25 protein-coding genes and 1 pseudogene are annotated in these 26,098 nt (G+C 45.0%); 13 read left to right on the top strand and 13 right to left on the bottom strand.

The annotated features are described in order from the left end of the window. The first annotated feature begins 6 nt into the window (after nt 1-6). A complete protein-coding gene (modC, locus tag ACOQOE_RS01590; protein WP_420554749.1) occupies nt 7-1,113 on the top strand; it encodes a molybdenum ABC transporter ATP-binding protein in 1,107 nt (368 codons plus the stop codon). A gap of 57 nt (nt 1,114-1,170) precedes the next feature. Here the strand turns inward: modC and nhaD are convergent, their stop codons facing one another. From nhaD to cadR, 4 genes are all read right to left on the bottom strand, one after another. Next, nucleotides 1,171-2,400, bottom strand: coding sequence for a sodium:proton antiporter NhaD (gene nhaD, locus ACOQOE_RS01585; RefSeq protein WP_067869976.1), 1,230 nt, complete (start codon nt 2,398-2,400; stop codon nt 1,171-1,173). 246 nt (nt 2,401-2,646) lie between these two features. Beyond that, complete coding sequence (locus ACOQOE_RS01580; RefSeq protein ID WP_420554748.1) at nt 2,647-3,060, bottom strand: rhodanese-like domain-containing protein; 414 nt, start codon at nt 3,058-3,060, stop codon at nt 2,647-2,649. Nucleotides 3,061-3,100: 40 nt separating this feature from the next. Further along, on the bottom strand, nt 3,101-4,195 hold the full coding sequence (locus ACOQOE_RS01575) for an enoyl-CoA hydratase/isomerase family protein (RefSeq protein ID WP_067868486.1): 1,095 nt from the start codon (nt 4,193-4,195) through the stop codon (nt 3,101-3,103). A 349-nt stretch (nt 4,196-4,544) separates the two neighbouring features. Continuing rightward, nucleotides 4,545-4,952, bottom strand: a complete 408-nt coding sequence (cadR, locus tag ACOQOE_RS01570; protein ID WP_007148576.1) for a Cd(II)/Pb(II)-responsive transcriptional regulator — start codon at nt 4,950-4,952, stop codon at nt 4,545-4,547. 95 nt (nt 4,953-5,047) lie between these two features. Between cadR and ACOQOE_RS01565 the strand changes: the two genes are divergently transcribed. From ACOQOE_RS01565 to ACOQOE_RS01555, 3 genes and pseudogenes are all read left to right on the top strand, one after another. Next, complete coding sequence (locus ACOQOE_RS01565; protein WP_004364974.1) at nt 5,048-5,944, top strand: cation transporter; 897 nt, start codon at nt 5,048-5,050, stop codon at nt 5,942-5,944. 3 nt (nt 5,945-5,947) lie between these two features. Then, nucleotides 5,948-6,460, top strand: coding sequence for a signal peptidase II (gene lspA, locus ACOQOE_RS01560; protein WP_420554747.1), 513 nt, complete (start codon nt 5,948-5,950; stop codon nt 6,458-6,460). 21 nt (nt 6,461-6,481) lie between these two features. Continuing rightward, a pseudogene (locus tag ACOQOE_RS01555) lies at nt 6,482-7,771 on the top strand (ISL3-like element ISPpu12 family transposase). 126 nt (nt 7,772-7,897) lie between these two features. Here ACOQOE_RS01555 and ACOQOE_RS01550 read toward each other — a convergent pair. The 4 genes from ACOQOE_RS01550 to ACOQOE_RS01535 form a co-directional block, all read right to left on the bottom strand. Next, a complete protein-coding gene (locus tag ACOQOE_RS01550; RefSeq protein WP_420554746.1) occupies nt 7,898-10,099 on the bottom strand; it encodes a 4Fe-4S binding protein in 2,202 nt (733 codons plus the stop codon). Nucleotides 10,100-10,267: 168 nt separating this feature from the next. Next, nucleotides 10,268-11,095 carry a metallophosphoesterase family protein gene (locus ACOQOE_RS01545; RefSeq protein ID WP_420554745.1) on the bottom strand — a complete coding sequence of 276 codons (828 nt, stop codon included), beginning with the start codon at nt 11,093-11,095 and terminating at the stop codon, nt 10,268-10,270. A gap of 19 nt (nt 11,096-11,114) precedes the next feature. Further along, entirely contained in the window at nt 11,115-12,494 is a 1,380-nt protein-coding gene (locus ACOQOE_RS01540; RefSeq protein WP_420554744.1) for a sodium:solute symporter family transporter, read from the bottom strand. A 91-nt stretch (nt 12,495-12,585) separates the two neighbouring features. Continuing rightward, nucleotides 12,586-13,380 carry a glutathione S-transferase family protein gene (locus tag ACOQOE_RS01535; RefSeq protein WP_420554743.1) on the bottom strand — a complete coding sequence of 265 codons (795 nt, stop codon included), beginning with the start codon at nt 13,378-13,380 and terminating at the stop codon, nt 12,586-12,588. Nucleotides 13,381-13,530: 150 nt separating this feature from the next. On the opposite strand from ACOQOE_RS01535, the gene ACOQOE_RS01530 reads away from it, so the two are divergent. Then, nucleotides 13,531-14,442, top strand: a complete 912-nt coding sequence (locus ACOQOE_RS01530) for a LysR family transcriptional regulator (protein ID WP_420554742.1) — start codon at nt 13,531-13,533, stop codon at nt 14,440-14,442. A 41-nt stretch (nt 14,443-14,483) separates the two neighbouring features. Here ACOQOE_RS01530 and ACOQOE_RS01525 read toward each other — a convergent pair whose 3' ends face one another. Next, nucleotides 14,484-15,098 carry a DUF2799 domain-containing protein gene (locus tag ACOQOE_RS01525; protein ID WP_420554741.1) on the bottom strand — a complete coding sequence of 205 codons (615 nt, stop codon included), beginning with the start codon at nt 15,096-15,098 and terminating at the stop codon, nt 14,484-14,486. A gap of 68 nt (nt 15,099-15,166) precedes the next feature. Beyond that, nucleotides 15,167-15,730, bottom strand: a complete 564-nt coding sequence (locus ACOQOE_RS01520; protein WP_067868508.1) for a hypothetical protein — start codon at nt 15,728-15,730, stop codon at nt 15,167-15,169. A 137-nt stretch (nt 15,731-15,867) separates the two neighbouring features. Between ACOQOE_RS01520 and ACOQOE_RS01515 the strand changes: the two genes are divergently transcribed. From ACOQOE_RS01515 to ACOQOE_RS01505, 3 genes are all read left to right on the top strand, one after another. Continuing rightward, nucleotides 15,868-16,485, top strand: a complete 618-nt coding sequence (locus ACOQOE_RS01515) for a cation transporter (protein ID WP_067868510.1) — start codon at nt 15,868-15,870, stop codon at nt 16,483-16,485. A gap of 204 nt (nt 16,486-16,689) precedes the next feature. Next, entirely contained in the window at nt 16,690-16,812 is a 123-nt protein-coding gene (locus tag ACOQOE_RS01510; protein WP_269454620.1) for a hypothetical protein, read from the top strand. Nucleotides 16,813-17,055: 243 nt separating this feature from the next. Continuing rightward, complete coding sequence (locus ACOQOE_RS01505; protein ID WP_420554740.1) at nt 17,056-18,033, top strand: ABC transporter substrate-binding protein; 978 nt, start codon at nt 17,056-17,058, stop codon at nt 18,031-18,033. Nucleotides 18,034-18,126: 93 nt separating this feature from the next. Here ACOQOE_RS01505 and znuA read toward each other — a convergent pair whose 3' ends face one another. Then, on the bottom strand, nt 18,127-19,068 hold the full coding sequence (gene znuA / locus ACOQOE_RS01500; protein ID WP_420554739.1) for a zinc ABC transporter substrate-binding protein ZnuA: 942 nt from the start codon (nt 19,066-19,068) through the stop codon (nt 18,127-18,129). Between the two features lie 65 nt (nt 19,069-19,133). Between znuA and ACOQOE_RS01495 the strand changes: the two genes are divergently transcribed. The 5 genes from ACOQOE_RS01495 to ACOQOE_RS01475 are packed head-to-tail and all read left to right on the top strand — an operon-like array spanning nt 19,134 to nt 23,629. After that, complete coding sequence (locus ACOQOE_RS01495) at nt 19,134-19,622, top strand: Fur family transcriptional regulator (RefSeq protein ID WP_420554738.1); 489 nt, start codon at nt 19,134-19,136, stop codon at nt 19,620-19,622. Next, the gene (znuC, locus tag ACOQOE_RS01490) at nt 19,622-20,416 is read left to right on the top strand and encodes a zinc ABC transporter ATP-binding protein ZnuC (RefSeq protein ID WP_420554737.1); all 795 of its coding nucleotides are present in this window, start codon (nt 19,622-19,624) and stop codon (nt 20,414-20,416) included. The genes ACOQOE_RS01495 and znuC overlap by 1 nt, the downstream gene beginning before the upstream one ends. Continuing rightward, nucleotides 20,416-21,204, top strand: coding sequence for a zinc ABC transporter permease subunit ZnuB (gene znuB, locus ACOQOE_RS01485; protein WP_420554736.1), 789 nt, complete (start codon nt 20,416-20,418; stop codon nt 21,202-21,204). The genes znuC and znuB overlap by 1 nt, the downstream gene beginning before the upstream one ends. Next, complete coding sequence (locus tag ACOQOE_RS01480; RefSeq protein WP_067868528.1) at nt 21,201-22,544, top strand: MATE family efflux transporter; 1,344 nt, start codon at nt 21,201-21,203, stop codon at nt 22,542-22,544. The genes znuB and ACOQOE_RS01480 overlap by 4 nt, the downstream gene beginning before the upstream one ends. Beyond that, complete coding sequence (locus tag ACOQOE_RS01475; RefSeq protein ID WP_420554735.1) at nt 22,544-23,629, top strand: PQQ-dependent sugar dehydrogenase; 1,086 nt, start codon at nt 22,544-22,546, stop codon at nt 23,627-23,629. The genes ACOQOE_RS01480 and ACOQOE_RS01475 overlap by 1 nt, the downstream gene beginning before the upstream one ends. A 49-nt stretch (nt 23,630-23,678) precedes the next feature. On the opposite strand, the gene ACOQOE_RS01470 is transcribed toward ACOQOE_RS01475, so the two are convergent. Further along, complete coding sequence (locus tag ACOQOE_RS01470) at nt 23,679-23,942, bottom strand: YheV family putative zinc ribbon protein (protein ID WP_420554734.1); 264 nt, start codon at nt 23,940-23,942, stop codon at nt 23,679-23,681. 68 nt (nt 23,943-24,010) lie between these two features. After that, a complete protein-coding gene (prlC, locus tag ACOQOE_RS01465; RefSeq protein ID WP_420554733.1) occupies nt 24,011-26,053 on the bottom strand; it encodes an oligopeptidase A in 2,043 nt (680 codons plus the stop codon). Nucleotides 26,054-26,098 lie beyond the last annotated feature (45 nt).

The following is a 26,098-nucleotide window of genomic DNA, read 5'->3' as shown; positions in this document are numbered from 1 at the left end:
TTATCTATGCAATCTGATATCAGTAACAACCATATACAGGCCTCATTCCAGTTAAAGCACCCTGAAGCTCACGATAACAGCTTTATTCTGGATATAGATCTGACTTTGCCTAGTCAGGGGGTAACAGTGATCTTTGGCCCATCAGGTTCAGGCAAAACCACACTACTACGCTGTATTGCAGGCTTAGAGGAACCAGATAAGGGGCAGCTCAGCATTAATGGAGAGATATGGCAAAATGCTTCACTATCTATGCCGACCCACAAACGCCCTTTAGGATATGTCTTTCAGGAATCAAGCCTCTTCCCGCATCTAACCGCACTCGGCAATCTCAACTATGCTCGCAAGCGAGCAGGCAAAAAAGTCTCTAATCAATTGTATGATCACGCCATTGATATTATGGGGATCCACGATATTTTACACCGTTACCCACAACAACTATCTGGCGGTGAACGGCAGCGTGTCGCTATCGCCCGAGCCTTGCTAATCAACCCTCTATTACTGCTGATGGATGAGCCGCTTGCCTCTTTAGATAAACAGCGCAAACAAGAGATTATCCCCTATTTGGAACGTCTAGGCTCTAGCTTAGAGATCCCTATTATTTACGTCAGCCATTCTATGGATGAGGTCTCTCGTTTAGCAGACCATGTTGTGGTTCTAAAGCAAGGTAAGGTCAGCGCACAAGGGGGGCTCACCGAAGTTTTTTCACAAATCGATCTACCTTTAGATTATGGTGATGATACTGGTGTAGTTCTTCAAGGCCATGTAATTGAACGTGACCGGAAATGGCACTTGGCTCGTATTGCATTTTCCGATGGTGAGCTTTGGGTAAGAGACCGAGGAGATGAACTCAATCAAGCAGTAAGAGTTCGGGTACTCGCACGGGATGTTAGTCTAACCTTAACACCCGATAATGACTCAAGCATCCTTAATCGATTAGCCGTTACTGTAGATGAAATAGCAGCCGACACTGATGAGGCAATGGCATTAATACGCTTAAAAACAGGGAGCGAGTACCTTATAGCGCGTTTAACCTGTAAATCCATTGACCGCCTCCAATTGGAGCCGGGCAAAAAGCTATGGACACAAATAAAATCTGTCGCACTAATCAGTTAGCCAAAAAAAAGGCTTAGTAATGAGTACTAAGCCTTTTCGAGAGAGTTTGCAGCGTTTTTATAAATTAGCGATAAACATCACTGACACATAACCTAATGTGTACGCCAGCAGCAGCCAATGAATAAAACGTAGGTAAGTAATGAAAGAGACCTCTTCCAGTTTACTCAGCGCGATAACACCGGCGGCGGAGCCAATAATCAAGATAGAGCCACCAACACCTACAGCATAAGTGAGCCCCAGCCATTCAGCAGTGCTCATGCTAATACCTGATTTCAAAATAGCCGCAGTTAATGGAACGTTATCCACTAACGCCGACAATATACCAACAACAAAGTTAGCCAAATAAGTGGGTAAAATATCGTAAAGCTGTAACAAAAACTCCAAGACAGAAAGCTCTTTAAGCATCCCCACCAGCAGCAATACCCCTAAGAAAAACAGCAAGGTATCAAACTCGATCTCTCGCACAGACTCTAAGATATCAGGTGATTTCTCACTACGATGGAACAAACGATGAGAGATAAACATCACCGATAATCCGAACAGGAAGGTCAATACTGGCGGTACAGAAAACGCAACACTCATAAAGAGAGTGCTAAAAATAGTCAAAAGGAATAGAACCGCGATTAACTTATCAACTGTTGCAATTGGGCGCTTAAACTTCGGTAATGTAACCTCTTCGTTTGTCCCCCACATAAGTAACAAAGCTAAAGAGATAACACCCGCACAAGCTGGACCAATTAAAAGGAATAGGTCAGTGATATCGACCTTCCCTGCCAAGAAGATCATTAAGGTAGTTACATCCCCCGTAATCAAGGAAACACCTCCGGAGTTCACCGCGAAGACAATCAGCGTGGCAAACTTAAGTGTTTGTTTCTTATCCAACTTAAGTGAGGTTAATAACGAGAGCATGATCAAAGATGCAGTGATGTTATCCGCTAAAGAGGAGAACATAAGCCCCATTAGGGCCATTAAGATCATCAACGTTCGCAGCGTCAATTTAGTGGGGAGTAACCGATAAACTAACTGAGTAATCAACCCCTGCTGGTTCAAGTACGCAACAAATGTCATTGCCGCCATTAAAAACAGCCACAATGTCGCTATATCTAAGAGGTTTTCATTTAACCCCTCTTTGATATGTGCAACGCTATGCTCTGGGAAAACAAAGGCTAATATCCAAACCAACGTGCCAATAAACAGAGTCGATTTAGCTTTATTTAGGTGAATAAGGTCTTCAATAATAATTAAGACGAAAGCGAGACCAATAAGGCTCAGAAGTAAAACGTGCATCTTTAGTTCCCGATTTGAACTTAAGTGGAAAAAAGGTACACAATTATCCCTGCATTCCTACCATAAATAAATTGATAGTTGGAGCTGACCCAAAAGAAGCATAAAAAAAACCTACTTAATATGGAAATTAAATAGGTTTACTTAAAAGTTAACTCATTATCTATAGTGCTTGAACAAAAGGCTTCCGCTTAAAAGAAGACCAAAGGTAAAACAGAAAAAACCATACCCGACATCTCTAGATTACCGCTAGGCATGACCTTTAGTTATAAATTCGGCAGTCTGACCCTTCCCCTTTTTCCACCCTGCGTAACCGCCGTGGATATGTAGCACATCCGTCAATCCCATCTCTATAATCGCCTTTCCAGCCAATGCAGAGCGTAAACCCCCACCACAAAAGAGGACAAAGGTCAGTTCTTGCTGAAATATTTCTTTAGCATAAGGACTTTCCGGATCAACCCAAAACTCCAACATACCCCTTGGGCAATGATAAGCCCCAGGAATAACCCCTTCACGTTCTAATTCACGAATATCGCGAAGATCAACAAACTGCACACCCTCCTTCCCATACAGAGCGATCGCTTCAGATACCGAAATCTCTCGCACCACTTGGTTTGCCTCTTTAACCAACTGGTAAATCCCTTTTTTAATTACCGATCCCATTGATGATTCCCTTAATTATTATATTTTTTGTTTGATGCGACTACATCTCAGCCAATGGGTTTTTCTGCCAAGGCGAGAGGAAAAACTTATCCACATAAGTGTTATCCACATCCGCTAACGTTTTAAAGCGCCACTGAGGGTCAGCATCTTTATCCACAAGCAAAGCACGAACCCCTTCAGGAAACTCCTTATGCTGGCAGCATTGCACCGATAAGATAAGCTCTGCACAAAACACCTCTTTCAAGGACATATGCTTAGTCACTTCGAGCTGCTTCTTTATTAAATTAATCGCCAACGGGCTGCCATGATGAATGGCCTTTTGGGCTCGCTTTATCCATTTATCATCACTTTCAACACTTAATAAACTATCGACAAAACCCGCCACAGAATCATGGTCAGTAATCTGTTGAATAAAATCATAATGGTGCCTTACCGGTGACTCTGAACTAAAACAGGCTTGAGATTCTTGCTCTAAACTACGCAACACTCGATTAACAGCAGCATTAGCATCACCCCATAACTCTGCCTGAAGGCGCTCTAACATAAGCTCCCGCAACTCTGTCGCCACAAACCGGTCAGCTAATCCCAAAAACAGGGCATCCGCGGCATTCATGGGGTTTCCGGTTAAACCTAAAAAGAGCCCCGTTCGGCCCGGCATATGATTTAGGAACCAACTCCCTCCAACATCAGGATAAAGACCAATGGTTACTTCAGGCATAGCTAAATGGGAAGTTTCAGTCACTATACGATGGCTACAACCATTCATAAGTCCCATACCCCCACCCATTACAATACCGCTGCCCCAGCAGATAATAGGCTTGCTATAGGTATGTATAGTGTAATCAAGGGTATATTCACGGGTAAAAAAAGCTTTAGGATACTTGGCATTAGAGTCTTCACTAATCGCTTTATAAATACTGACAACATCACCACCAGCACAAAAAGCCTTAGAACCTGCGCTATCTAAAATAACAGCGACAACCCTGTCGTCGTCTTGCCACTGATCGAGCTTAGGCTGGATCAGGTCGATCATATCCAGTGTTAGAGCATTTAAAGAGCGTTCCGCATTTAAACAGATCTCAACTATTCGCTTACCATCTTGGGTAGGATATTCGTTAAACAACACACAACTCATTCAAACATTCCTATCGTTAAAAATTATAGGCGGAACAATCAATCAGAATCGCCTTAACTTATTTCGATCTCTATTACTGTAAAAGTTTATATATTAATTAAACCATTAGACCGTAAACAGATTGCCTAGAATAAAAGCTAAATCCAATAGGAAATTAGCCTTATACCAGCCTTAAAAGGGAAACTTAAGGTTCATCAGCAAATATAGAACAGTCGATATTGTCCTATGCTCACCGAAATTGTAGGGAGAGTTTAAATATTAAGGGTAAGCGGATTAAATGGTTGATCTTACCTTTGCATGAGAGTGAGACAGACCGGCATCTCATCGGATTATCTGGTTGATGCTTCACCTACTGCTGGTGCATGTTTCCTTCGCTAATTCCAGCAAGAACCCCACACGCCTCAACTTCCCGGTCATCGTTGCAACTCGCTCTCAGTGAAACGAGTTGTTTCTCAAGCGCTTGCAGAGCGGTTATCTGCGACCGCACATGAGAGATGTGATCATCGAGCAAGGTGTTGACGGCGGTACAAGGCTGATGAGGGTCGTCCTGATAGCTCTGTAGTTCGTGAATCTCAGCCAGTGACAGGCCCAGGATTCTGCAGCGACGGATGAAGGCCAGCCCCTCACCATGCTTCTCGGTATAGACACGGTAACCGTTGTCCTGCCGATCAGGCGGCGGCAACAAGCCCTGCTGTTCATAGAAGCGGATCGTCTGTGTTTCGACCCCTACCAACTGCGCCAACTGACCAATGCGCATCAGCCTCCTCCCCAACGGATTCTTTACTCTATTGACCTTATAGTAGCTTTATAGTTTAAAATGGTACCACAACATTGTTCAAGTGGAGTCGTATCATGAGCAAATCCTGTGGTGGCGCCTGTGGCGGTGATGCAACGTCCGCAGCGGATACCGATATACAGGCCTCCTCCGAGGCGCCAGGGAGATGGGTCAGTGTTTATGCCGTGCCGAAGATGGACTGTCCATCAGAAGAACGAATGATTCGCCTAGCCCTGAACGGCTTTGAGGAGATTCGGGCGCTGTCCTTCGACTTGTCGAACCGCCGGCTGAAGGTCGTGCATGACGGCGAGGTCGAGCCCGTCACCTCGAAACTGAAGACCTTGGGGCTAGGCGCCTCGCTTCAGGAAACCGTCGCTGCAAATCCGGAGACCATCAAGGCCGCTGAGTTTTCGGCAGCTTCTGCTAAGCAAGAATCCGGGACCCTGCGCTGGTTGCTCGGCATCAATGCACTTCTGTTCGTGGTGGAAATGACTGCCGGTCTGATCGCCCGGTCCACCGGCCTGATTGGAGAATCCCTGGACAATTTTGCCGATGCGGCGGTGTACGGGCTTGCCCTTTATGCAGTTGGACATAGCGTGAAAATGCAGGTACGTGCCGCGCATCTTGCTGGTGTACTGCAACTGATCTTGGCTGTGGGCGTGCTCGTAGAGGTGGTGAGACGCTTTGTATTCGGTAGTGAGCCTGAATCGCTGGTGATGATGGCTATCGCATTCGTCGCATTGATTGCCAATACCAGTTGTCTGCTGCTCATATCCAAACATCGGGAAGGCGGGGCGCACATGAAGGCAAGCTGGATATTCTCGGCCAACGACGTGGTGATCAACCTGGGGGTCATCACCGCCGGCGCCCTGGTCGCGTGGACCGGTTCCAATTATCCGGATCTGATTATCGGCACCATCGCGGGGGGCATTGTACTTAACGGTGCCAGACGCATTTTGGCGTTGAAGGGTTAAATAATGCTCATTATTGGCAAAAAGCTCTCGCCGTATGCCCTATTGTCCATATCGGGCCTGCTGGCAGCGTCTGATCAGGCTGTAAAGTGGCTGGTGCAGCAATCAATGGCCTATGGCGAGTATGTTTCGGTGACCCCGTTCTTTAACTGGGTGCACCTATGGAACACCGGTGCCGCATTCAGTCTTTTTGCGAATGGTGGAGGCTGGCAGCGCTACTTTTTTATCGGAATCGCGGTAGTGGTCTCGATTTTTCTGATCAAGCTGATCCTTAAAAATCGTCATAAAGGAGAAGCCATCGCTTACAGTCTTATCCTCGGTGGCGCCATGGGCAACCTGATTGACCGGGTCTTTCGCGGCTATGTTGTGGATTCCTTTGATTTCTATTGGCGAGACTGGCATTGGCCGGCCTTCAACCTGGCTGATATTGCAATTGTCCTCGGTGCCTTACTTTTCGTTTCCAGCAGCTTGTTGGGTAAAAAAGCAAACACCAATGCCGAGTCGGATGGATCTGACTGACACCTACGCCTATACAACACCATGACCGAACTTCCCGACAACATCCTTCACCTGCCGCAATACCAAGTACTGGGCTGCAAATCAACCGACGACGAAATGCACTTCCAGGTGGACGTGCCCGATCCCATCGCCTGCGAGGAATGCGGCGTGCAGGGTGAGTTCGTACGGTTCGGCAAGCGTGACGTTCCCTATCGTGATCTGCCCATCCACGGCAAGCGGGTCACTCTCTGGGTGGTCCGCCGCCGATACACCTGCCGGGCCTGCAAGACAACATTCAGGCCCCAGCTACCGGAGATGGTGGACGGATTCCGTATGACACTGCGGCTGCATGAGTACGTGGAGAAGGAATCCTTCAACCACCCCTACACCTTTGTGGCGGCACAGACCGGCCTGGACGAGAAGACGGTGCGCGACATCTTCAACGCCCGCGCCGAGTTCCTGGGGCGCTGGCACCGCTTCGAGACGCCCCGCATCCTGGGCATTGACGAGCTATACCTGAACAAGCGCTACCGCTGCATTCTGACCAACATTGAGGAGCGAACCCTGCTCGACCTGCTGGCCACCCGCCGCCAGGACGTGGTGACCAACTACCTGATGAAGCTGAAAGACCGGCAGAAGGTCGAGATCGTCAGCATGGACATGTGGAACCCCTACCGGGCAGCGGTCAAGGCTGTGCTGCCCCAGGCCCGTATCGTGGTCGATAAGTTCCATGTGGTGCGCATGGCCAACGATGCCCTAGAGAGAGTGCGCAAGGGCCTCAGAAAGGAGCTGAAACCGTCCCAGAGCCGGACTCTCAAGGGAGACCGGAAAATCCTGCTGAAACGCGCTCACGAAGTCTCAGACCGGGAGCGCCTCATCATGGAGACCTGGACAGGCGCGTTCCCGTAACTGCTGGCCGCCTACGAGCACAAGGAGCGCTTCTACGGCATCTGGGACGCCACCACACGGCTCCAGGCAGAAGCCGCCCTGGACGAGTGGATAGCCACCATCCCGAAGGGCCAAAAGGAAGTCTGGAGCGATCTGGTCAGGGCAGTGGGAAACTGGCGCGAAGAGACCATGACCTACTTCGAGACGGACATGCCCGTCACCAACGCTTACACGGAGTCCATCAACCGACTGGCCAAGGACAAGAACCGTGAAGGGCGCGGTTACTCCTTCGAGGTGATGCGGGCACGAATGCTCTACACCACGAAGCACAAGAAGAAGGCACCGACTGCGAAGGTCTCTCCTTTCTACAAGAAAACCATCGGTTACGGACTGCCGGACTTCGCAGAGGAACTCAACTACGGAGTCGATCTATCAACCATCTGAGGGTGGTATCAGATTGATGGGGTGAAGGTGCCCCATCAACCATTAAATCCGTATACCCAATATTAAAACGGATAGAGCGTAGAGAGGTCTACGCTCTACACTCTGCCGATGCATAGGTCGCAGGAATTAACTAGATGCAATTATATTATCGTTATCTTGGCGCGTTTTGAGTTTACGCCCTTTTCTCTTTTCAACAATCAGCGGTACACAAAGATCATCACTCTCGTAGATCTCAACGCAATCTAAACATTGAAAGCACTCATCGTAATCAATCTTGCCTGTTTGCTCGATCGACTGATATTCACAGCGGTGTTTACAAAGCTGACATGGCTGGCCACACTCATTACGACGTGGAAGCCAGTTGAATATTCTCAGCTTACCAAAAATAGCTAAACCTGCACCTAAGGGGCAGATATAACGGCAGTAACCTTTGTAGACAAACAAACTTAGCACTAACAGCACTAAGGCCCAAAGAACAAATGGCCATGACCGGTCAAAGATTAATGTAATACTCGTTTTAAAGGGCTCAATCTCAACCACACTACCTGTTAGGGGAATAGAAACAACAGCCACAACCAATATGCCCGCAAGAACAATATATTTAATCCACTTCAAGCGTGAATCTAACAGAGGTGATACTTTGATTTGTGGTAGTTTAAGAAAGGCCAATAGCTTACCGATCAACTCTTGTAATGCACCAAAAGGACATAACCAACCACAGAAAGTACCACGCCCCCAGACAAAGAAAGTGATACCAATATAGGCCCAAAGTAATACCGTCATCGGGTCATATAGGAAGAACTCTAAACTTCGTCCTGCGACTAAAGCCTGTAATACACCCGTGATATTAACAATCGACAGCTGCCCTTGGGCATACCAACCAATAAATACTAAGGTAAACAGTAAATATAAAGGACGGAACCAACGTAAGCGGTGCTTAGACCCTGTCAGTATACGGTGCTTCACTAACACAACAGTTAAGATCAACAAGCCGGTAAGTAGAATTATTATATCCGTCTTACGACCGGCCCATAAGCTATGCCATGTTTTGTTATCACTCTCCGCAGCAAGAATATATTGCTCAGGAATAGGTAATTTAAAATCGAGCCCTTCGGTCACACTTTCAGGGTATAACCAACCTTTTTGCCGTACGACATTCAGCTTAAATTCGGCAGGATACGCCGGATCTAGGCCTGCCTGACCAATCACATGAAAGAGCTTCCATTCGAAACCCTCCAGCTCCTCAGGCAAGTTAAGTTTATACTCAAGATCAAAAAGATTTAAACGATCATCTAGGTCAAAGTCACGCATCTCTATGGGCAACTCAGCTTGGTGCAAACTGATACGCTCAGGCACTTTACCGCGCACAAAATTTTCTCCGGTAAATGAATATCGGCCCTGACTTAGAATAAGTAGCAACTGATCATTATTGGCGACATTCTCTTTTACATAGTCCCATGCGGTAGGTAGTAATAGGTTTCGACCAACCGTCGGTATGGTCAAATTTGCAGCATAAATCTCAACAAAGGTTTCATCCGGTGCCTCAAGCCCTTCAGGGTCTTCGCCTTCCCCAATTGTTCCCACAAACCGCGCTTCCACCTCTTTATTGCTGAAGGCGTATTTAACAATCAGCCCCTCATCTAGCAATTCCTGCCAAGACATCGACTCAAATAAATCAGGTTTAATACGTGCAATAAGGTCAGGATCACGTCCTTTGGCATAACCTAATTTCTCACGGGCCACCTTTAACGAAGAAGCAAGCAAAGATTGGTTGAAAATACGAACTGAAGCGGTGGCTTTAGTCACGCCATCAATATAAACATTGGCGCTATTGTTAGCGCCGCCCAAACCCGGTTTCGCATCAATCTTGATGTTTTGCATCAACGAAACATCTTTGTACTGTTTAGAAAAGTCGATCAATGGTTTTTCGCCAAGTCCCTCTAAAAAGACTGGTTCATGATGGGATAAAACGCGAACATCTATAAAACGACCATCAGGATCAATAGCAACCAATAGATTAAAAGGGATACCGGCAAAACCTGGGATTGCTGCAAGATCAATCGATTCAAAGGCGTAACCAACAAGCGGGGTGTCTGTAGATATTTGCTGATAAAGCGGCCAAATAGGTAAGGCCTCATCTTTATCACCAACCACATAGGGAGAAGGGAATGCTTTCTCCATCGCTGCCTTATCCATCACCCCTGCTTGAGCAAGGTTACAAAAGATAAGGAAGGCGAAGCCAAGGAGAGTCATTAACGTTTTTAAGGAGGATAGGAGTATCCGCAAACGTTCAAAGAAAGAAAACAGAACCGCAGTAATATAGTTCATCGCAACAACAACTTCTTATTATATTATGTCTCCATATTAGCCACTACTAATCAACAATAAAAATATCTTTTATGATCGTTCAATAACACCTTTAGTGCAACGCCTTTAGTGCAACGCCTAAAGAAGGTGAAAATTTTCTTGAACTAACAACGATGCGTAATCTAAGCGTTAAATACTGCGTGTTTGCAGATGAAGTTTCACGCCGGTCTGTGCAGATTCCGGCGCTGGCAATATATCCACACTCGGCCAAAGGCCCGTCACTAAAGCTTTAGCATAAGCCTGAGACAGGGACGCTTGTTTCATGCTTTCTGCGGCACCGCTGGCATCATAGGCCAAACGATGCCAACTCACCTCTATTTGATCATCGACCGGTTGCAGTAGCATATACCAACCATCCGTTGTGCCATCATTAGCCGGCATCCCAATCACGCCCGCATTTAACCAATAACCATCCGTTAACTCAGACCCAAAAGGCAAACCACAATGGCCTCCAATAAGCAGATCGCTACCCGCTAAGTTTAGCTGTTTATTTTTAACAACCTTATCTCCACTAGCAAAGACAAACTCATTTATCCGCTCATAGCTACCATGGATAACCGTAGCAGTCCGACCATTCAAGCTAAATCGAATCTCTCGCGGCAAAGCTGCCATCCAGTGCTTATCATCTTGAGACAAGCGCTGATTGCTGAAGTTATACCATTCAACCGCCAATAGGGAGCATGCACTCCCTTGATCAAAACCACATCCACAATCGGGGGCATTTTGAGCTAAAGACTCTTCACAATTTCCCATCACGACAGGAATACCCCAATCACGAATCAATTGAACAGTGGCTTCAGGCTCGGCGCAATAAGCCACCAAATCACCGGTACAAATAACCTGCTTCGCTGAAATACCAAGACGGGACGCTTCAGCTTGCATCGCGCGAGTTGCCGCTAAATTGCTATACGGTCCACCAAAAATCAGCACAGGGCCAGACAACTTACCAAGATCCATAATCGCTCTTCTATTCCTATTAATGATTAGCAAGAGGTTGTAGTTGTTTTTGGCTTGCGCCACCGATCATAAAAAGAGCGCACCCGCCAACCATCACAGCAATACAGATCCACAACAATTTAGTGTATTTATGCACCTCACCTAAAAACATGGTGTAAGAGGAGGACTCAGTGAAATACAGGAGTGAACCACTGATAGCTAAGAAGAAACTGCCGATATAACTCCACACAGGGATATCACGCCGATCCCCCCAGAGACTAAAGAAGATAACAGGTACAAGGTACATTGAGGCCGTTCCGCTAACGGCAACAGCGCTGAAGATATCTTTATTCCCAACAAACACTAATAACAAACCCAGTAACATAAAGATGGCCATAACCATCCGCCCATTTCTAAGACTTACAGACATAAGGCGCATATCAAGCACAATCATTTTTGCCGAGCTAGTCAAAGTACTGTCTAGCGTAGACATGGCAGAGATAACCAGAGATGCGCTAAATAGGAACATAGGGAATTCACCCAATAGTCGGCTCAAAACCTGATTCATATCTTCGCCTTCCAAACCATTAGCGCCAGCGATTACACCTAAAGAACCAAACGCAAGAATACTGACACTACTGATCCAGCCCGCATGCAGAAAACTACGTTTTGTCGTCTCTCTATCGGCAAGAAAACCTCGATCCATCATAACGGGGTCATGCATTGGATAGCTCCAGACCTGTAGCAATGCCACCAGCAGCAAAATTGGCCCAGGCTGACTAATATCGAACGGTTTAAATGTCAGCAGCTCAGTCGTAAAGTGGCCTCCACTAATCACGATGCCTAGCAAAATACTAAGCACGACTAAAAACACCCACATCTGCATAACATCAGTACGTAGCGAAGCGTATAAACCGCCAAGCACTGAATAAAGGAGCGTTACGGCGGCTAACCCTATAACGGCTAAAGTGTATGACTGAGAACCTGCCGCACCAAATAAAATGCCAATGACTAATAAATTGGCAAAGACCTCACTGACCAACCGTATCCCCACCACAAAGTTATAACAGCGTCCGCCCCAAGCACCGAAACGATCACTTAAAAACCCTTGTACGCTGTCATAGCCTTGCTCAAAACGGAGATGGTCAATAATCCGGCCACCAGTAAGAAAAGAAAGATAGTAGGCTGCGTAGGCTAAAGCCCCCCAAATACCGTAATAGAACCCCAAAATAGCAGCATTGAGTAAAGAGCGAGCAAATATCCAAGTGGTCACTTGCGAGAAGGTTAAAGCAAGCAGTGTAGGCGCTCTACCATCTGCCGATTCACCTCTAAAAAAACCACCTTCTTGAGTCGCTTTTCTAGACAGGAAAATAGATACCAGCGCCAAGCCAGACACTAGAAAGATTAACCACATGCTCATTTAACGCCCCACCAATTATCAGTCACTATGGCTCTGACACTTAAGGTGAAGCACAGTTCCAACCGAGCAAAATAATTAATCTCGGTATCTATCAGCGATGGGCTGCAAGATGTGCACTAATAATCTTCCATGCGGGCTGACCTTTCGCTAATAGATCCGCCTCAATCTCAGGAGAGAAATCAGCAATAACTGACGTCAGGTAGGAATCTCGCCCTCGGCAACGCTCAAACCAAGCAGCGACCCGAGGACAATCTTTATACATATCACTCCAACCAAACTGATAAATCGTTTGAAAATAAGGCGCTAAACACACATCAGCAAGACTAAAGTTATCACTTACTATCCATTGATGTTCAGATAAAGCAGCCTCCATATCGAGAATAGTTTTACGATAAAGATTAATCCCATCAATCACATCTGGCGCATCAAGACCATACTTAACTAAACGCTTTTGCCGCTCACGACGAGGCTTTTCAGGTATTTTCTCCAACAACTTATCACGCTCACTCTGACTTTTTTCCATTAAGGCAGGACGCATGACTATAGGCCATTGGAGCGCACCACATGAAGGATGAAGCTTAGTATCCACATGCTTCATCCAAAGACGCATTTGAGCAACCTGATAAGAGGAGGATGGCTTTAAGCTGTGGGCAGAAAAAGTATCATCTAAATATTCACAAATGATGCTGGATTCAATTATGGGACGCCCCTTATCAACAAGCGTTGGTACAACACCGAGAGGGTTTAGTGCCAAATATTCTGGCCGCAAGTTCTCTTTTTGGGACAGCTCAACGGTGTGTTTAGTCCAATCTAATCCCTTTTCTGCTAAGACAATACGAACTTTCTGAGCGCATGGAGACATTGGGTGGGTATATAGCTCAAGCATGACAGTACCTTTCTCATTAGATGGAATAAGTTGGGTTCACCTAAAACCCAGAATTATTGTTAGATCTCAGTTTATCCCTAGGGCTTATTTTTGATAAATATCAAAACTGTCATAAAATATGTGAATATAATTCAATAATAGGAGTCATACTTGGCTAAGTGGACTGAGATGCAGGTTTTTGTCGAATCAGTTAGGCAGGGCAGTTTTTCCGCTGCTGGTCGGCAATTAGATCTATCACCTTCAGCAGTCAGCAAGCTTTTAACAAGGCTAGAAACCCGCTTGGGCGTCCGACTTCTCAACCGTACTACCCGCATGTTGAGCCTGACAGAAGGGGGCCAGATATACTTCAACCACTGCGTTGATATTTTGGCCGAAATAGGCGATGTAGAAGACGCGTTAACAGGCTTAGTACAGGAGCCAGCGGGAACGCTTCGCATCAACAGTACCCACGGGTTTGCAAAACATCAGCTTTTGCCAATAATGCCGATGTTTCAAGCACGCTACCCTAAGATAAAATTGGAGTTCCAGCTTAGCGGCCAAGCGGTCGACCTTATTGCAGAAGGGGTTGATCTAGCGATCCGGTTAGGAGAACTAAAAGACACCAGCTTAGTTGCTCGGAAACTAGGAGAGAGTGAACGCTTAGTCTGTGCAAGCCCACACTATATTGACTCCAAAGGCATACCACAAAAACCCTCTGACCTTTTAGAGCACAACTGTTTACGCCTATCCACTAATGAGATATTTAATCACTGGCAGTTTACCAGCCATCAATCAGGCGAAACTAAGGTGGAAACCTTCAATGTAACAGGCAGTTTTGTAACCGATAATGTCGATGGTTTACATGAATATGCCCTGCTAGGCGGAGGCATTGCACGGCTATCCAGTTTTATGATTAATAAAGATATAGAGGCGGGTCGTCTTATTCCTTTATTGACGAATTATGGCATTCCCCAGCAAAAAATTAATGCCGTGTACCCCCATCGCAAACACCTATCGGCTAAAGTGCGAGTCTTTTTGGATTACCTAACTGAACAGTTCGCTGCCAAGCCTCCTTGGAGCTAAGATTTTCACTTAGAGACAGACCGTATGAAATCTAAGTTGGGTTAATCCATATATTCAAGCTTTGACCTTTCTTGCAAGAGCTGATGCTCTAAATGCTGCAACTGGTAATACGAAGTCCGCTGCTCACGCTCAAACTCTCTTAACTTAAATAAAAGATCTTCTCGCTCTGCACTTGAAAGTCCACGACTGATTAAACGTTTCTCTGTCCGTTGAGCTTGTAATTCCACTTCATGCAGCTCTTTTTCTTGTCGTTCAAGCTCTTTTTCTAATTCTCGAACCTGCTGCTCTTGTTGATAAACCTGACGACCACTCTGGTAGGTTTCTAAAAAAGCAGGTTCTAAATCTTCAGGGCAAACATAATGATACTTAGCGCCACTTCGCCCCAATCTATAGCCGTTATCTTGATGGCAATAACGCTTCAAGCCCTCTTCACGCCCCATCAAATAAGGCTTAACATCAAAAGCAATTGTATATTCTGCACATGCCTCTTGGTGATTAGAAAGAAAGGTCTCTGAACGGCCCTGTAAGCCGTCACTATAACCTATGCCATACCAATCACCGGTTACACACTCCTCTTCACTTAAACTTGCGCAGCCTGATAACAGAGCAACTAAGGAAATTAAAACAACACTTTTACTCGATCTCTTTGCTTCCACTAAGCGAGACTCCTATCCACCTATAAAACTCAGCATAGCTCTGTAAAGCTGAATACAAAGAGAATGAATCAACGAATAATTAGATCAGGCAACCAACGTTGATTTCTATCAATTTCATCCCGCTCGCCTATACCTATCGGAGGGGTATTAAGGTCATCAGGAGGGGAAGCCAAGACATTAAGATCGATGGCTTGTGCTTCACCTCGAATTGATTCGCCATCAATTCTCATATCATAGTAAATACCATTCCAAAAGTTGGCGCCGAAGTCTTTCTTCTTTTTAAACATAAACAACAGATCATGAGACAACCAACTCATATCCCCAGAGGATACCTTATGAGGCTGCTGATATGGATAAGCAAGATGACACCACAACTCAGGGCCCTCAAGGCACTTCATCTCCTTCATAGAAAGAAAAAAATCCTTAAATTTGTCATGATTCATATGTAACTTGTATCGACTATGCTCTCCTTCCGGAGAAAAAGTGATATCGCCAACCAAAACCTCTTGGCCTTTTTTATCCACAAGCAAAACCTGCTTTTTGCCAATTAAAGCATCCGCAAAACTATTAAATGAGATACATGTAAGCAATAAGGTCATTAATATAGGTTGTAATCTATAGAGCCCAGCCATAATTTTTTCTCACAAAAACAAACGGTGTAATTAAGTGTAGGAGGATATAAAACATCCACCATGCTACTTGGGTACAATATCCGTCTATAATGGATCTAAAAAGGATTCGCTAAACATCTTAAAACTGCGGTGTATATATGGGCTCATGCTGTAACAACAATAACCACTTCGATGGAGCATCAACAGAATATAAACGCGCCTTATGGTGGGTTATCGCAATTAATGCCCTCATGTTTTTTATTGAAATGGGCGCTAGTATCCAAGCTAACTCACAAGCATTGCAAGCGGATGCCTTAGACTTTTTAGGCGACACAGCAACTTATTCTCTATCTTTGCTCGTCATTGGAAAATCTTTACAGGTCCGTAATCGGGCCGCTTTATTTAAAGCTACCAGCTTGATGATTATGGGCATAGGGGTATTCGGCATAACACTTTATAAAGTGATATATATGCAAACCCCCAAAGCAGTAACTATGGGATCTGTTGGCGCACTCGCTTTCACTGCCAACTTAATTAGTGTCATGATCCTACTGCGTTTTAGAAATGGGGATGCCAACGTTCGCTCCGTTTGGTTGTGCAGCCGTAACGATGCTATTGGTAATATTGCAGTTATGGTCGCAGCACTTGGCGTTTGGCAAAGCGCTTCCGCATGGCCAGACCTTATTGTTGCTTCAATTATGGCAGGATTATTTAGCTGGTCGGCCATACAGATTTTTCAGCAAGTCAGTAAGAGTAATGCAACAGCCGAGCCTTAATTAAACAGCATACAACTCGTTTTTAACACTCTATAAAAACTGCCACTTTAGACACAAAAATAATCTATACGTCATAATTGACATGACAAATATAGGATTCCCCTATATAAACACAACAAAAAACCCCGAATAACAAAGGGTTATATAACTGGCACTATCTCTGCTTAGTCCTAGTAACTTATTAACATATCTAGGAGCTTAGCCATGAGCCATGTTGAAGAAAATGTTGAAGTCATCGGAATCGCTCCATCAGTTTTGATGGTTCTCGGAGGCTTAGTTGTTGCGATTTTACCTGCCATAGTGCAAATAGTATTACTCGCTAACTAACCCCAAGTAGCTTGCAAACAGCGCCCACATGTAAGAAAAAAAGATCAATCAGATACTGTCCCTCAACAGTATCTGATCTTTTCCTAATCGGCCTCGCACTTAATACGCATTATTTATACAAGAAAGAGAAAGTTCTCCTATAATCCATAAAGCAAAAGCTTTATTCGTGCTTTAGCCACGCTCTATAAGATTAACTGGCACAGCACTCAACCACTCATCTATTTTTCAGATAATAGAGACACCATGGATGGAACTTTGAAAATTAGCCTGCCCCTTTGTATCGCTGTGTTAGCCCTTTTTAGTTCGATTATTCACGGGGGGCAACACTTGAGCCCACTTCCTAAAATAAAGATCGCAGTATCAACAACCCCCCTTTCCGCACCTGTATATATTGCAAAAGTTAAAGGTTATTTTATTAATGCAGGTCTTGATGTTTCTATCTTAGAAATCGATGGTGGGGATCAATGTTTTACAGCATTACAAACAGGAAAAGCTGACATGGCCACTGTATCTAACTCTGTGATCATGTTTAATAGCTTTAAGCACTCAAACTTTGAAGTAATTTCTAGCTTCGCAAAATCAGATAACGACTTAAAAATCGTTTCTTTTAAACAAAAGAATATTCGTACAGCCCATGATTTAAGAGGAAGAACTGTCGGCCTTGTAAAAGGCAGTGCAAGCGAATATTTCTTTCATCTTTGGCTAAGCGAGTCAGAAATAGATATTGCGGAGGTAGATGTAAAATCTTATTTTGCCAACGAACTACCCACTGTACTTGAGCAAGGTAAAGTTGATGCGATTTCGGTATGGGAACCTTTTGCCTACCAAATAAACAAGTCTAATAATGATATAGAGATCATGAACACTAAAGGACTCTACAACTTATCCTTTAACCTTATTGGCTTGCGAGACAAACCTTTGCTCACATCCACGCAAACCTTAGGCAATCAAAAACAGACCAAACAAAAAATCACAGAAGCATTGAATAAAGCAGTCCGCTTTATCGCTATTAATCCAGAAAGATCCCAACTGATTCTGCGCCGTCACTTAAAGCTTAGTCAGCACTTTATCGACTGGGTCTGGCAAGACTATACCTTTAAGCTATTATTGAATGAGCCTTTGCTCAGCTCGGTAAAGAATCAAGCTCAATGGGCGATTGATAGAGAATTAGTTCCACAAGAAAATACGCCCGATTTCAGTAAAATCATCCTCTTAGACTAGTCATAAGCGATACAACGAGAGAGCGGGAGAAAGCAAATACCGCTACCACAGCTCAAGAACGATGTGATAACGGTATTTATTCAAAGATTGGCCTTATTTCAAACAGCTTTCGATACTATTCGCAAGGTCTTTAAGGTAGCCAGCATACCCCTGAGAAAGCGACATATCAGTAGCCAATGGATCCAAACGTCCTAAATTAACAGGCAGGTCGGCAACAATTCGCTCTACAATAGGTGCTTCGAACTGAGGCTCAACAAATACACAACGAACAGCTGGCTCGTTTAATATTTTTTCAATTCTTGCTAGTTTTTTAGCGCCCGGTGATCGAGCTGGATCAACTGTAAAAAACGCTCTCTGATTTAGCCCATAGTGTTCAACAAAAAGAGAAAACGCATCGTGAAAAACAACAAAACCACTCTTTTGGTAAGGCGCCAACTGCTGCTGAATCTGCTTATCCGCTTGCAATAGATCACGCTTAAAGGCTTGATAGTTCTGTTCTAATTTCTCCGACAATTCCGGCGACTGCTGTTGCAACATATCTTTAATCTGCTCAGCGGCCTCCAACATATAAATAGGATCCATCCAGATATGCGGGTCAACGTCACCATGATGGTGATGTTCGTCGTGCTCTTCATGTTCGTCGTGTTCGTTGTGCTCTTCGTGTTCGTGTTCCTTATGGGACGCAGCTTGGTGTTCATGTTCATGATGATCACCATCATCCTCTTCAGTTTTTAAGAGCTGAAGAACAGGTCGATCGGAGCGCAACAGCGTCTTTTCCAGAAACTGTTCCATTTCTGGCCCTACCCATATCACAAGATCGGCCTTTTGCAGTGTACGAATATTAGATGGCTTTAAGGAATAATGATGAGGCGAAGCGCCCGGTGGAATTAGTAGATCAACCTCCCCTAAATCTGCCACAATAGCATGCGCAACTAACTGAAGTGGTTTTACACTCGCCACCAACTGCAAACGCTCTTGGGCAATTAGCATTGGAGATAATAAAAAGATGGCTGTAACAAAGGCTAGCTTTTTCATTGATATAATACATCTCAGATAATTTTCAGTTATAATATAACATAAAACAATAAATGATAACTTTTATGCCAAAATCTCAACTTGCTTTTCGATCTGAACATGACCACAGTGACTGTATAGAGCATGCATTATCTGAGGCTCGTGAGCTATGCGCCGAACGGAAACTACGTTTTACACCTATCCGTGAACTTGTCCTTAAAACGATTTGGCAAAGTCATAAACCACTAGGTGCTTATGAACTACTTCCCACCTTAGCAGAGGCGGGATTTAACTCAGCACCACCGACTGTGTACCGCGCTCTTGATTTTTTACAGGAGCAGGGATTTGTCCATCGAATCGCACTGCTCAATGCTTTTATTGGCTGCCCTCACCCACAGAAAGCTCACGAAAGCTCCTTTTTAATCTGTAGCCAATGCAATAATGCCGTTGAGATTGAAACCTCAGGGATAAGCAAAGAGGTCAATAAACAAGCTGGGCTATTGGGATTTATCCCAGAACAGCAATCTATCGAAGTTTTAGGCATCTGCCCTGAATGTCAGCGAGTAAGCCCATAATGAATCAGCCACATCGCCATGAACCTCTAATTAAGCTGGACATGGTTAACCTTCATTTTGGCCAGAATCATGTTTTGCAAAATATCAGCACCGAACTCCATAAAGGCTGTATAACAACGATCATCGGCCCCAACGGTGCGGGGAAAACCACCTTAGTTAGGGTTATTCTTGGCTTATTAAAACCCGATAGCGGTACTATATGGAAAGAAAGCAATCTTCGTATTGGCTATATGCCACAAAAATTGCAAGTCGATAAAACCTTTCCTTTAACGGTCGAACGTTTCTTAAAAACAGCCCAAAACTGCAATCAGGAGCAGATGCAGTCCGCACTAAATGATGTAGGCGCATCTCTATTACTCAAACAATCTATCCACCATTTATCAGGCGGAGAGATGCAGCGAATTTTACTAGCCCGCGCTTTATTGCGTGATCCCCACTTACTCGTTTTAGATGAACCTGTACAAGGGGTGGATATTAACGGGCAGCTAGAACTTTATAACCTTATCTCTCGTATACGAGATGAGCGCGGCTGTGGCGTATTAATGATCAGTCATGACCTCCACTTAGTCATGGCATCAACAGATCATGTAGTTTGCATAAACCATCACGTTTGCTGCTCAGGTCACCCAGAGCACGTTACCAATGACCCATCCTTTACTGAGCTATTTGGCATTAAAGGAAGCGAACAACTAGCCGTCTACAGTCACCACCATAATCATCGGCATGATGAGCACGGAAATATCATTCCAGAAAATGAGCGCACGAGCAGCTCGAGTCACAAGGATTGCTGCTAATGCCTGATTTTCTTATTTACGCGCTACTCGGCGGCTTAGGTGTAGCAATAGTCGCAGGGCCTCTAGGCTCATTTGTAGTTTGGCGTCGTATGGCTTATTTTGGTGATACCCTCGCCCACTCAGCGTCACTAGGGGTCTCCATTGGCTTTTTACTCGACATTAATCTCAACTTATCCGTTATTATTTGCTGCGTAGGCTTGGCGCTTGTACTTGTTGCCTTGCAACGTCAACGTATGGTCGCTACAGACACTTTATTGGGCATAATGGCCCACAGTGCGCTTTCCCTTGGTTTGGTTGCTGTCGCGTTGCTGGAAATCCGTGTTGACTTAATGTCATATCTTTTTGGTGACCTGTTGGCGGTCAGTCCGCAAGACCTCTTCTGGATATACGGTGGTGGCGTTGCAGTTTTACTACTCCTAAAATTACTCTGGCAGCCCCTACTTGCGATCACGATCAATGAAGAGCTAGCTCATGTGGAGGGCGTCAACGTACCGCTTATCCGTTTGATTTTGATGCTGTTAATTGCAGTAGTCATTGCTATAGCAATGAAAATAGTGGGTTTACTGCTCATTACCTCTCTTTTGATAATTCCAGCTGCCGCGGCTCGGCGCTTAGCTCGCACACCTGAACAGATGGCTATTGGTGCCGGCGTTATAGGGTGCCTATCAATCTTGGGCGGGATAAGCCTATCTTGGTACTTTGATACACCGGCAGGCCCTTCAGTGGTAGTCGTATCTTTAGCGCTCTTCATTGCACTCTACAGCCTACCAACTAAACAACAAGCATGATCGCATCGCTGTATAAATATTGGCCCGACAAGCAGCGTCACAGACAAGTATGGGCATTAGCTTGGCCTCTAATGCTATCCAATATCACTGTACCTCTATTAGGCTTGGTCGATACCGCTGTTATTGGTCATCTGCCAGAAAGTCATCATTTAGGGGCGGTAGCTGTCGGCAGTATGATTTTTACCGTTCTCTACTGGGCCTTTGGGTTTCTACGCATGGGAACTACGGGCATGACAGCCCAAGCTTTAGGTGATAATAATGGCGCCTTAAACCGCCAACTCCTCGCGCAATCGATCATATTGGCAACGGCGATAGGGTTGCTTATTTTATTATTTCGCACGCCTATTATCAGTTTAGCTCTGTCACTAATGGGGGCTGAGCCTTTAGTAACCACAGAAGCGGAAAAATATAGTGAGATCCGCATTTTAGGCGCCCCAGCAGTGCTATGTAACTACGCATTGCTGGGCTGGTTTGTCGGCAACCAAAATACACGTATCCCCCTCCTCATATTATTGGTCACCAACATCATCAATATGTTGTTAGATATACTCGCAGTCTATGGCTTAGGTATGCATGCAGATGGGGTTGCGGCGGCCACCGTTTTTTCTGAATATTTCGCGCTTTTTCTCGGCCTCTACCTCGCGAAGAAACATCTGAAAAATGTTTCATCTCAACTTGAGATAGCCTGCCTAAAACGGCTCAGTGATTATATAAATTTGATTGCGGTAAACCGTTATCTTTTTATTCGTACACTGTGTATTTTAGGCTCCATTGCCTTTTTTACTGCCCAAGGAGCCAAACAAGGCACGGATATTCTCTCTGCTAATGCGGTTCTACTTAACTTTTTATTATTAATCTCTAACTGGCTCGATGGGTTTGCACATGCAACCGAAGCTCTATCAGGTAAGTATATCGGGGCGAAAAAGCTAACCACATTTTATCAATCATTGGTCAGCGCTTTAAGCTGGTCTGTAGGTACAGCAGCCCTACTTTCGCTGGCATTTTGGTTAGCTGGCGATCTTATTATTAATCTACTCACCGGCATTGAAAGCGTACGTATCATTGCTAAAGCCTACTTGCCCTGGATTATCGTCTTACCCTTAATTGGTGTCTGGAGTTTTCTGCTCGACGGTATTTTTGTTGGCGCAACCCAATTTAAAGCGATGCAAAATACGATGCTGTTCTCTGTTTTCATCGTTTTTCTACCTTTATGGTGGTTGACTCAAAGCTATGGAAATCAAGGTTTGTGGTTCTCATTTCTTGCTCTTTTTGTGGCAAGAGCGCTCTCTGGCGGCTATGTTTACTGGACGAACTGCAAACATAAGCGTTGGATAAATTGATGATTACGTCACTTAGCATACTGATCTCTTTTTCTGGAGTAAGTGAGTTACCACTAGAAACATTAACCCTCCCGCCTTCATATAAGATCGAGGTTGTGGCAAAAGCACCGAATGTTCGCCAACTTGCTCTAGCAGAGGACGGGACTCTATTTGCGGGAAGCCGTCGAGCGGGAAACCTATACGGGTTTATCGATCAAGATAAAGATGGGATCTACGAAAAAACGGTTATTTTAGCTAAAAACCTTAATATGCCCAGTGGTATCGCGGTAAAAGGGAACGACCTCTATGTGGCGGAGGTATCTCGCATTCTCAGATATAAAGAGATTTTACCGCTAAAATCTTCTATTAAACTCTCTCCTGAAACTTACTACGACAAGCTCCCTGACAAGACACACCATGGTTGGAAATATCTTAAGTTTGGCCCAGACGGAACCTTGTATTTCAACATTGGCGCTCCCTGTAATATCTGCTTGCCTGAACAGCCCTTTGCAACCATTATGAAGCTGGATAGCCACAAGAACACCACACTTATCGCCCAAGGCGTGCGCAACAGTGTCGGCTTTGCTTGGAACCCTCAAAACCAGCAACTATGGTTTACGGAGAATGGGCGAGATCACTTAGGGGATGATCAGCCTTCCGATGAGCTCAACCATGTAACAGATAACGGCGAGCATTTTGGCTACCCTTTTTTTCACGCTCAAGGATTAGCTGATCCCAAATACGGTAAAGATCAGTATACCGACCAACAGCCGCTCAGCTATACTCCTGCCGCCTATAAACTCGGTGCGCATGTTGCGCCTCTAGGTATGACATTCTCCGTCAACGCCTCAACAGAAGCTCAACAAACGCTATATATTGCTGAGCACGGATCATGGAATAGAAGTCAAAAAGTAGGCTATCGCGTTGTAGAACTGCAGATAAAAAATAATAAAGTGATTAGTCACAAACCCTTTATTAGCGGATGGCTAAAAAATGAGGAATATTGGGGAAGACCTAATGACATCATTGAGACACCCGAAGGTAGTCTCTTGATATCAGATGATCATGCAGGCGTCATTTATCGCCTTTCCAAGAAAGAAAGGTAGCCGATAATAAATAATACCGCCTTAGTCGTGCGGTATTATTTATCTAATACTAATGATCTTTTCGTGCGCTACCTAGATTCTCTGTGAACAGTAAGGGTTGTGCACCCTCTTCAATTTGAGGCCCAGTATTGCGGTTTACTCGCGTTTCTAACTCTTCAATATCCGGTGTTCCATCTAATCGCATGGAGTCTTCATAATCACAGCGGACGCACTCTTTATACTCCCGCTCATCATCTCGAAAGGTCCGGATACAATCCATCTCACCACACCGGGGACAAACAGCACCAGCAATAAATCGTTTTACAATACTCATAATTTTATCTCTAACTCACCTTGTCGGTGCAGGTAAGCGGCCTGAAAGGTCCCTTACCTTTTTAGGGTTTAAGCTGCGGTTTGGATACCGCAATGACGAAGCAGTGCATCCACTTGTGGCTCACGCCCACGGAAGGCAACAAACAGCTCCATTGGCTCACGAGACCCACCCATCTCTAAAATATGTTGACGGAAGTCATTACCCGCTTCTTTACTAAATACGCCATCCTCTTCAAAGCGGGAAAAGGCATCAGCAGACAAGACTTCAGCCCATTTGTAACTGTAATACCCTGCGGCATAGCCACCAGCAAAAATATGACTAAAGCTATGCTGGAAACGATTGAAATCAGGTGGTGTAATCACCGCCACACGACTACGGATATCGTTTAAATAGCTCTGCACATCTGTGACACCGGGCTCATAGTCTCGATGTAAGCAAAAATCGAATAGCGAAAACTCAAGCTGACGCACCATCATCATACCGGATTGAAAATTACGCGCCGCCAACATTTTGTCTAATAAGGCACGAGGTAAGGTTTCACCCGTCTGATAGTGACCAGAAATAAGCGCTAAAGCTTCCGGCTCATAACACCAGTTTTCTAAGAACTGACTAGGCAACTCAACCGCATCCCAAGCAACACCATTAATACCACTGACATCAGCCGATTCGATCTGAGTCAGCATATGGTGTAACCCGTGGCCAAACTCATGGAACATGGTGGTCACTTCATTATGGGTCAATAAAGCGGGATCATCCCCCACCGGCGAACTAAAATTACACACTAAATACGCAACGGGAAGCTGAAGCGTACCGTCCGCTAATCGGCGACGCACACGGCAGTCATCCATCCAAGCGCCGCCCCGTTTCTTTTCACGGGCATAAAGGTCTAAGAAGAAGCGTGCAATCACCTCGCCTTTACGCCGAATTTCAAACAACCGTGCATCTTTATGCCAACGGTCGAACTCATCCACTTCACTGATCTCAATATCAAACAGTTTTCCTGCCACAGTAAACAAACCGTTCAACACTTTAGGTAGCGGGAAGTAAGGGCGAATCTGCTCTTCAGAAATAGCGTATTTAGCCTGTTTTAGTTTTTCACTAAAGTAAGCAAGATCCCACGCTTGCAGATCCTCAACCCCATATTCCTCTTTAGCGAAATCACACAGCTGCTGATAATCTTGCTTAGCTACAGGCAAGCTTTTCTCGGCTAAATCATTTAGGAACTGTACAACCTGATCGGTTGTTTCTGCCATTTTAGTAGCAAGGGAGTATTCAGCGTAGTTATCAAAACCTAATAGCTTCGCCAACTCTAAACGGAGCTCAAGAATCTGCGTCATTACAGACGAATTATCCCATTTCCCCTCACCAGGCCCCTGATCTGATGCCCGTGTCGCAAAGGCGGTATAAACTTCTTTGCGTAATTCACGATTATCCGCATAAGTGATCGTTGGCAGGTATGAGGGGAAATCTAAAGTGACTAACCACCCATCTAAACCTTTTGCTTCAGCCATCTGTTTTGCCGCAGCCAAAGCCATCGGCGGCAAACCTGCCAGCTCGCTTTCGTCGCTAAGTAGTTTATTCCATGCGTTACTGGCATCTAATACATTCTCGGAGAACTTCGTCGTTAGCTCTGAGAGCTTCTGCTGCAGCTCTGCATAACGTTTTTGATCATCACCATTTAATGCAATACCGGATAAACGAAAATCCCTTAGGGTGTTAGTAACGACTTTCTGTTGAGCTTCATCTAACTGTTTGAAATTTTCACTCTCAGCAAAATCATTGAACGCTTGGTAAAGCGCTTGATTCTGTCCCATCTCAGTCCAGTATTGGGACAATTTAGGCAGGCAGGCGTTATAGGCGTCTCTCAACTCATCCGTATTAACCACCGCATTCATATGCGACACCGGTGACCAAGCTTTTGCCAAGCGATCATTCATCTCCTCCAACGGAGCCACAAGATTATCCCATGTAGGCGATGTCATTGAGCCTAAGATTGTCTCAACTTCTGCTCGGCCATCCGCCAATAACTGATCGATCGCTGCTTCAATATGATTAGGTTTAATCGAACTAAAAGCAGGTAATAATTGCGGCTCAAGCATTGGGTTGCTCATCTAATATGCTCCTAAAGAAGAGGGGTGATATCTCTTTAATGGGAT

The sequence above is a fragment of the Neptuniibacter marinus genome (assembly GCF_965223595.1).
Lineage (GTDB): Bacteria > Pseudomonadota > Gammaproteobacteria > Pseudomonadales > Balneatricaceae > Neptuniibacter > Neptuniibacter marinus.
Note: the sequence above shows the minus strand (reverse complement) of the source record. Positions and strands in the feature narration are given on the sequence as shown.

Excerpts from the sequence above, each read along its gene's own strand:
- modC (WP_420554749.1), top strand. The coding sequence starts at position 7 with ATGCAATCTGATATCAGTAACAACCATATACAGGCCTCATTCCAGTTA.
- nhaD (WP_067869976.1), bottom strand. The coding sequence starts at position 2,400 with ATGCACGTTTTACTTCTGAGCCTTATTGGTCTCGCTTTCGTCTTAATT.
- ACOQOE_RS01580 (WP_420554748.1), bottom strand. The coding sequence starts at position 3,060 with ATGGGATCGGTAATTAAAAAAGGGATTTACCAGTTGGTTAAAGAGGCA.
- ACOQOE_RS01575 (WP_067868486.1), bottom strand. The coding sequence starts at position 4,195 with ATGAGTTGTGTGTTGTTTAACGAATATCCTACCCAAGATGGTAAGCGA.
- cadR (WP_007148576.1), bottom strand. The coding sequence starts at position 4,952 with ATGCGCATTGGTCAGTTGGCGCAGTTGGTAGGGGTCGAAACACAGACG.
- ACOQOE_RS01565 (WP_004364974.1), top strand. The coding sequence starts at position 5,048 with ATGAGCAAATCCTGTGGTGGCGCCTGTGGCGGTGATGCAACGTCCGCA.
- lspA (WP_420554747.1), top strand. The coding sequence starts at position 5,948 with ATGCTCATTATTGGCAAAAAGCTCTCGCCGTATGCCCTATTGTCCATA.
- ACOQOE_RS01550 (WP_420554746.1), bottom strand. The coding sequence starts at position 10,099 with ATGAACTATATTACTGCGGTTCTGTTTTCTTTCTTTGAACGTTTGCGG.
- ACOQOE_RS01545 (WP_420554745.1), bottom strand. The coding sequence starts at position 11,095 with ATGGATCTTGGTAAGTTGTCTGGCCCTGTGCTGATTTTTGGTGGACCG.
- ACOQOE_RS01540 (WP_420554744.1), bottom strand. The coding sequence starts at position 12,494 with ATGAGCATGTGGTTAATCTTTCTAGTGTCTGGCTTGGCGCTGGTATCT.
- ACOQOE_RS01535 (WP_420554743.1), bottom strand. The coding sequence starts at position 13,380 with ATGCTTGAGCTATATACCCACCCAATGTCTCCATGCGCTCAGAAAGTT.
- ACOQOE_RS01520 (WP_067868508.1), bottom strand. The coding sequence starts at position 15,730 with ATGGCTGGGCTCTATAGATTACAACCTATATTAATGACCTTATTGCTT.
- ACOQOE_RS01515 (WP_067868510.1), top strand. The coding sequence starts at position 15,868 with ATGGGCTCATGCTGTAACAACAATAACCACTTCGATGGAGCATCAACA.
- ACOQOE_RS01510 (WP_269454620.1), top strand. The coding sequence starts at position 16,690 with ATGAGCCATGTTGAAGAAAATGTTGAAGTCATCGGAATCGCTCCATCA.
- ACOQOE_RS01505 (WP_420554740.1), top strand. The coding sequence starts at position 17,056 with ATGGATGGAACTTTGAAAATTAGCCTGCCCCTTTGTATCGCTGTGTTA.
- znuA (WP_420554739.1), bottom strand. The coding sequence starts at position 19,068 with ATGAAAAAGCTAGCCTTTGTTACAGCCATCTTTTTATTATCTCCAATG.
- ACOQOE_RS01495 (WP_420554738.1), top strand. The coding sequence starts at position 19,134 with ATGCCAAAATCTCAACTTGCTTTTCGATCTGAACATGACCACAGTGAC.
- znuC (WP_420554737.1), top strand. The coding sequence starts at position 19,622 with ATGAATCAGCCACATCGCCATGAACCTCTAATTAAGCTGGACATGGTT.
- znuB (WP_420554736.1), top strand. The coding sequence starts at position 20,416 with ATGCCTGATTTTCTTATTTACGCGCTACTCGGCGGCTTAGGTGTAGCA.
- ACOQOE_RS01480 (WP_067868528.1), top strand. The coding sequence starts at position 21,201 with ATGATCGCATCGCTGTATAAATATTGGCCCGACAAGCAGCGTCACAGA.
- ACOQOE_RS01475 (WP_420554735.1), top strand. The coding sequence starts at position 22,544 with ATGATTACGTCACTTAGCATACTGATCTCTTTTTCTGGAGTAAGTGAG.
- ACOQOE_RS01470 (WP_420554734.1), bottom strand. The coding sequence starts at position 23,942 with ATGAGTATTGTAAAACGATTTATTGCTGGTGCTGTTTGTCCCCGGTGT.
- prlC (WP_420554733.1), bottom strand. The coding sequence starts at position 26,053 with ATGAGCAACCCAATGCTTGAGCCGCAATTATTACCTGCTTTTAGTTCG.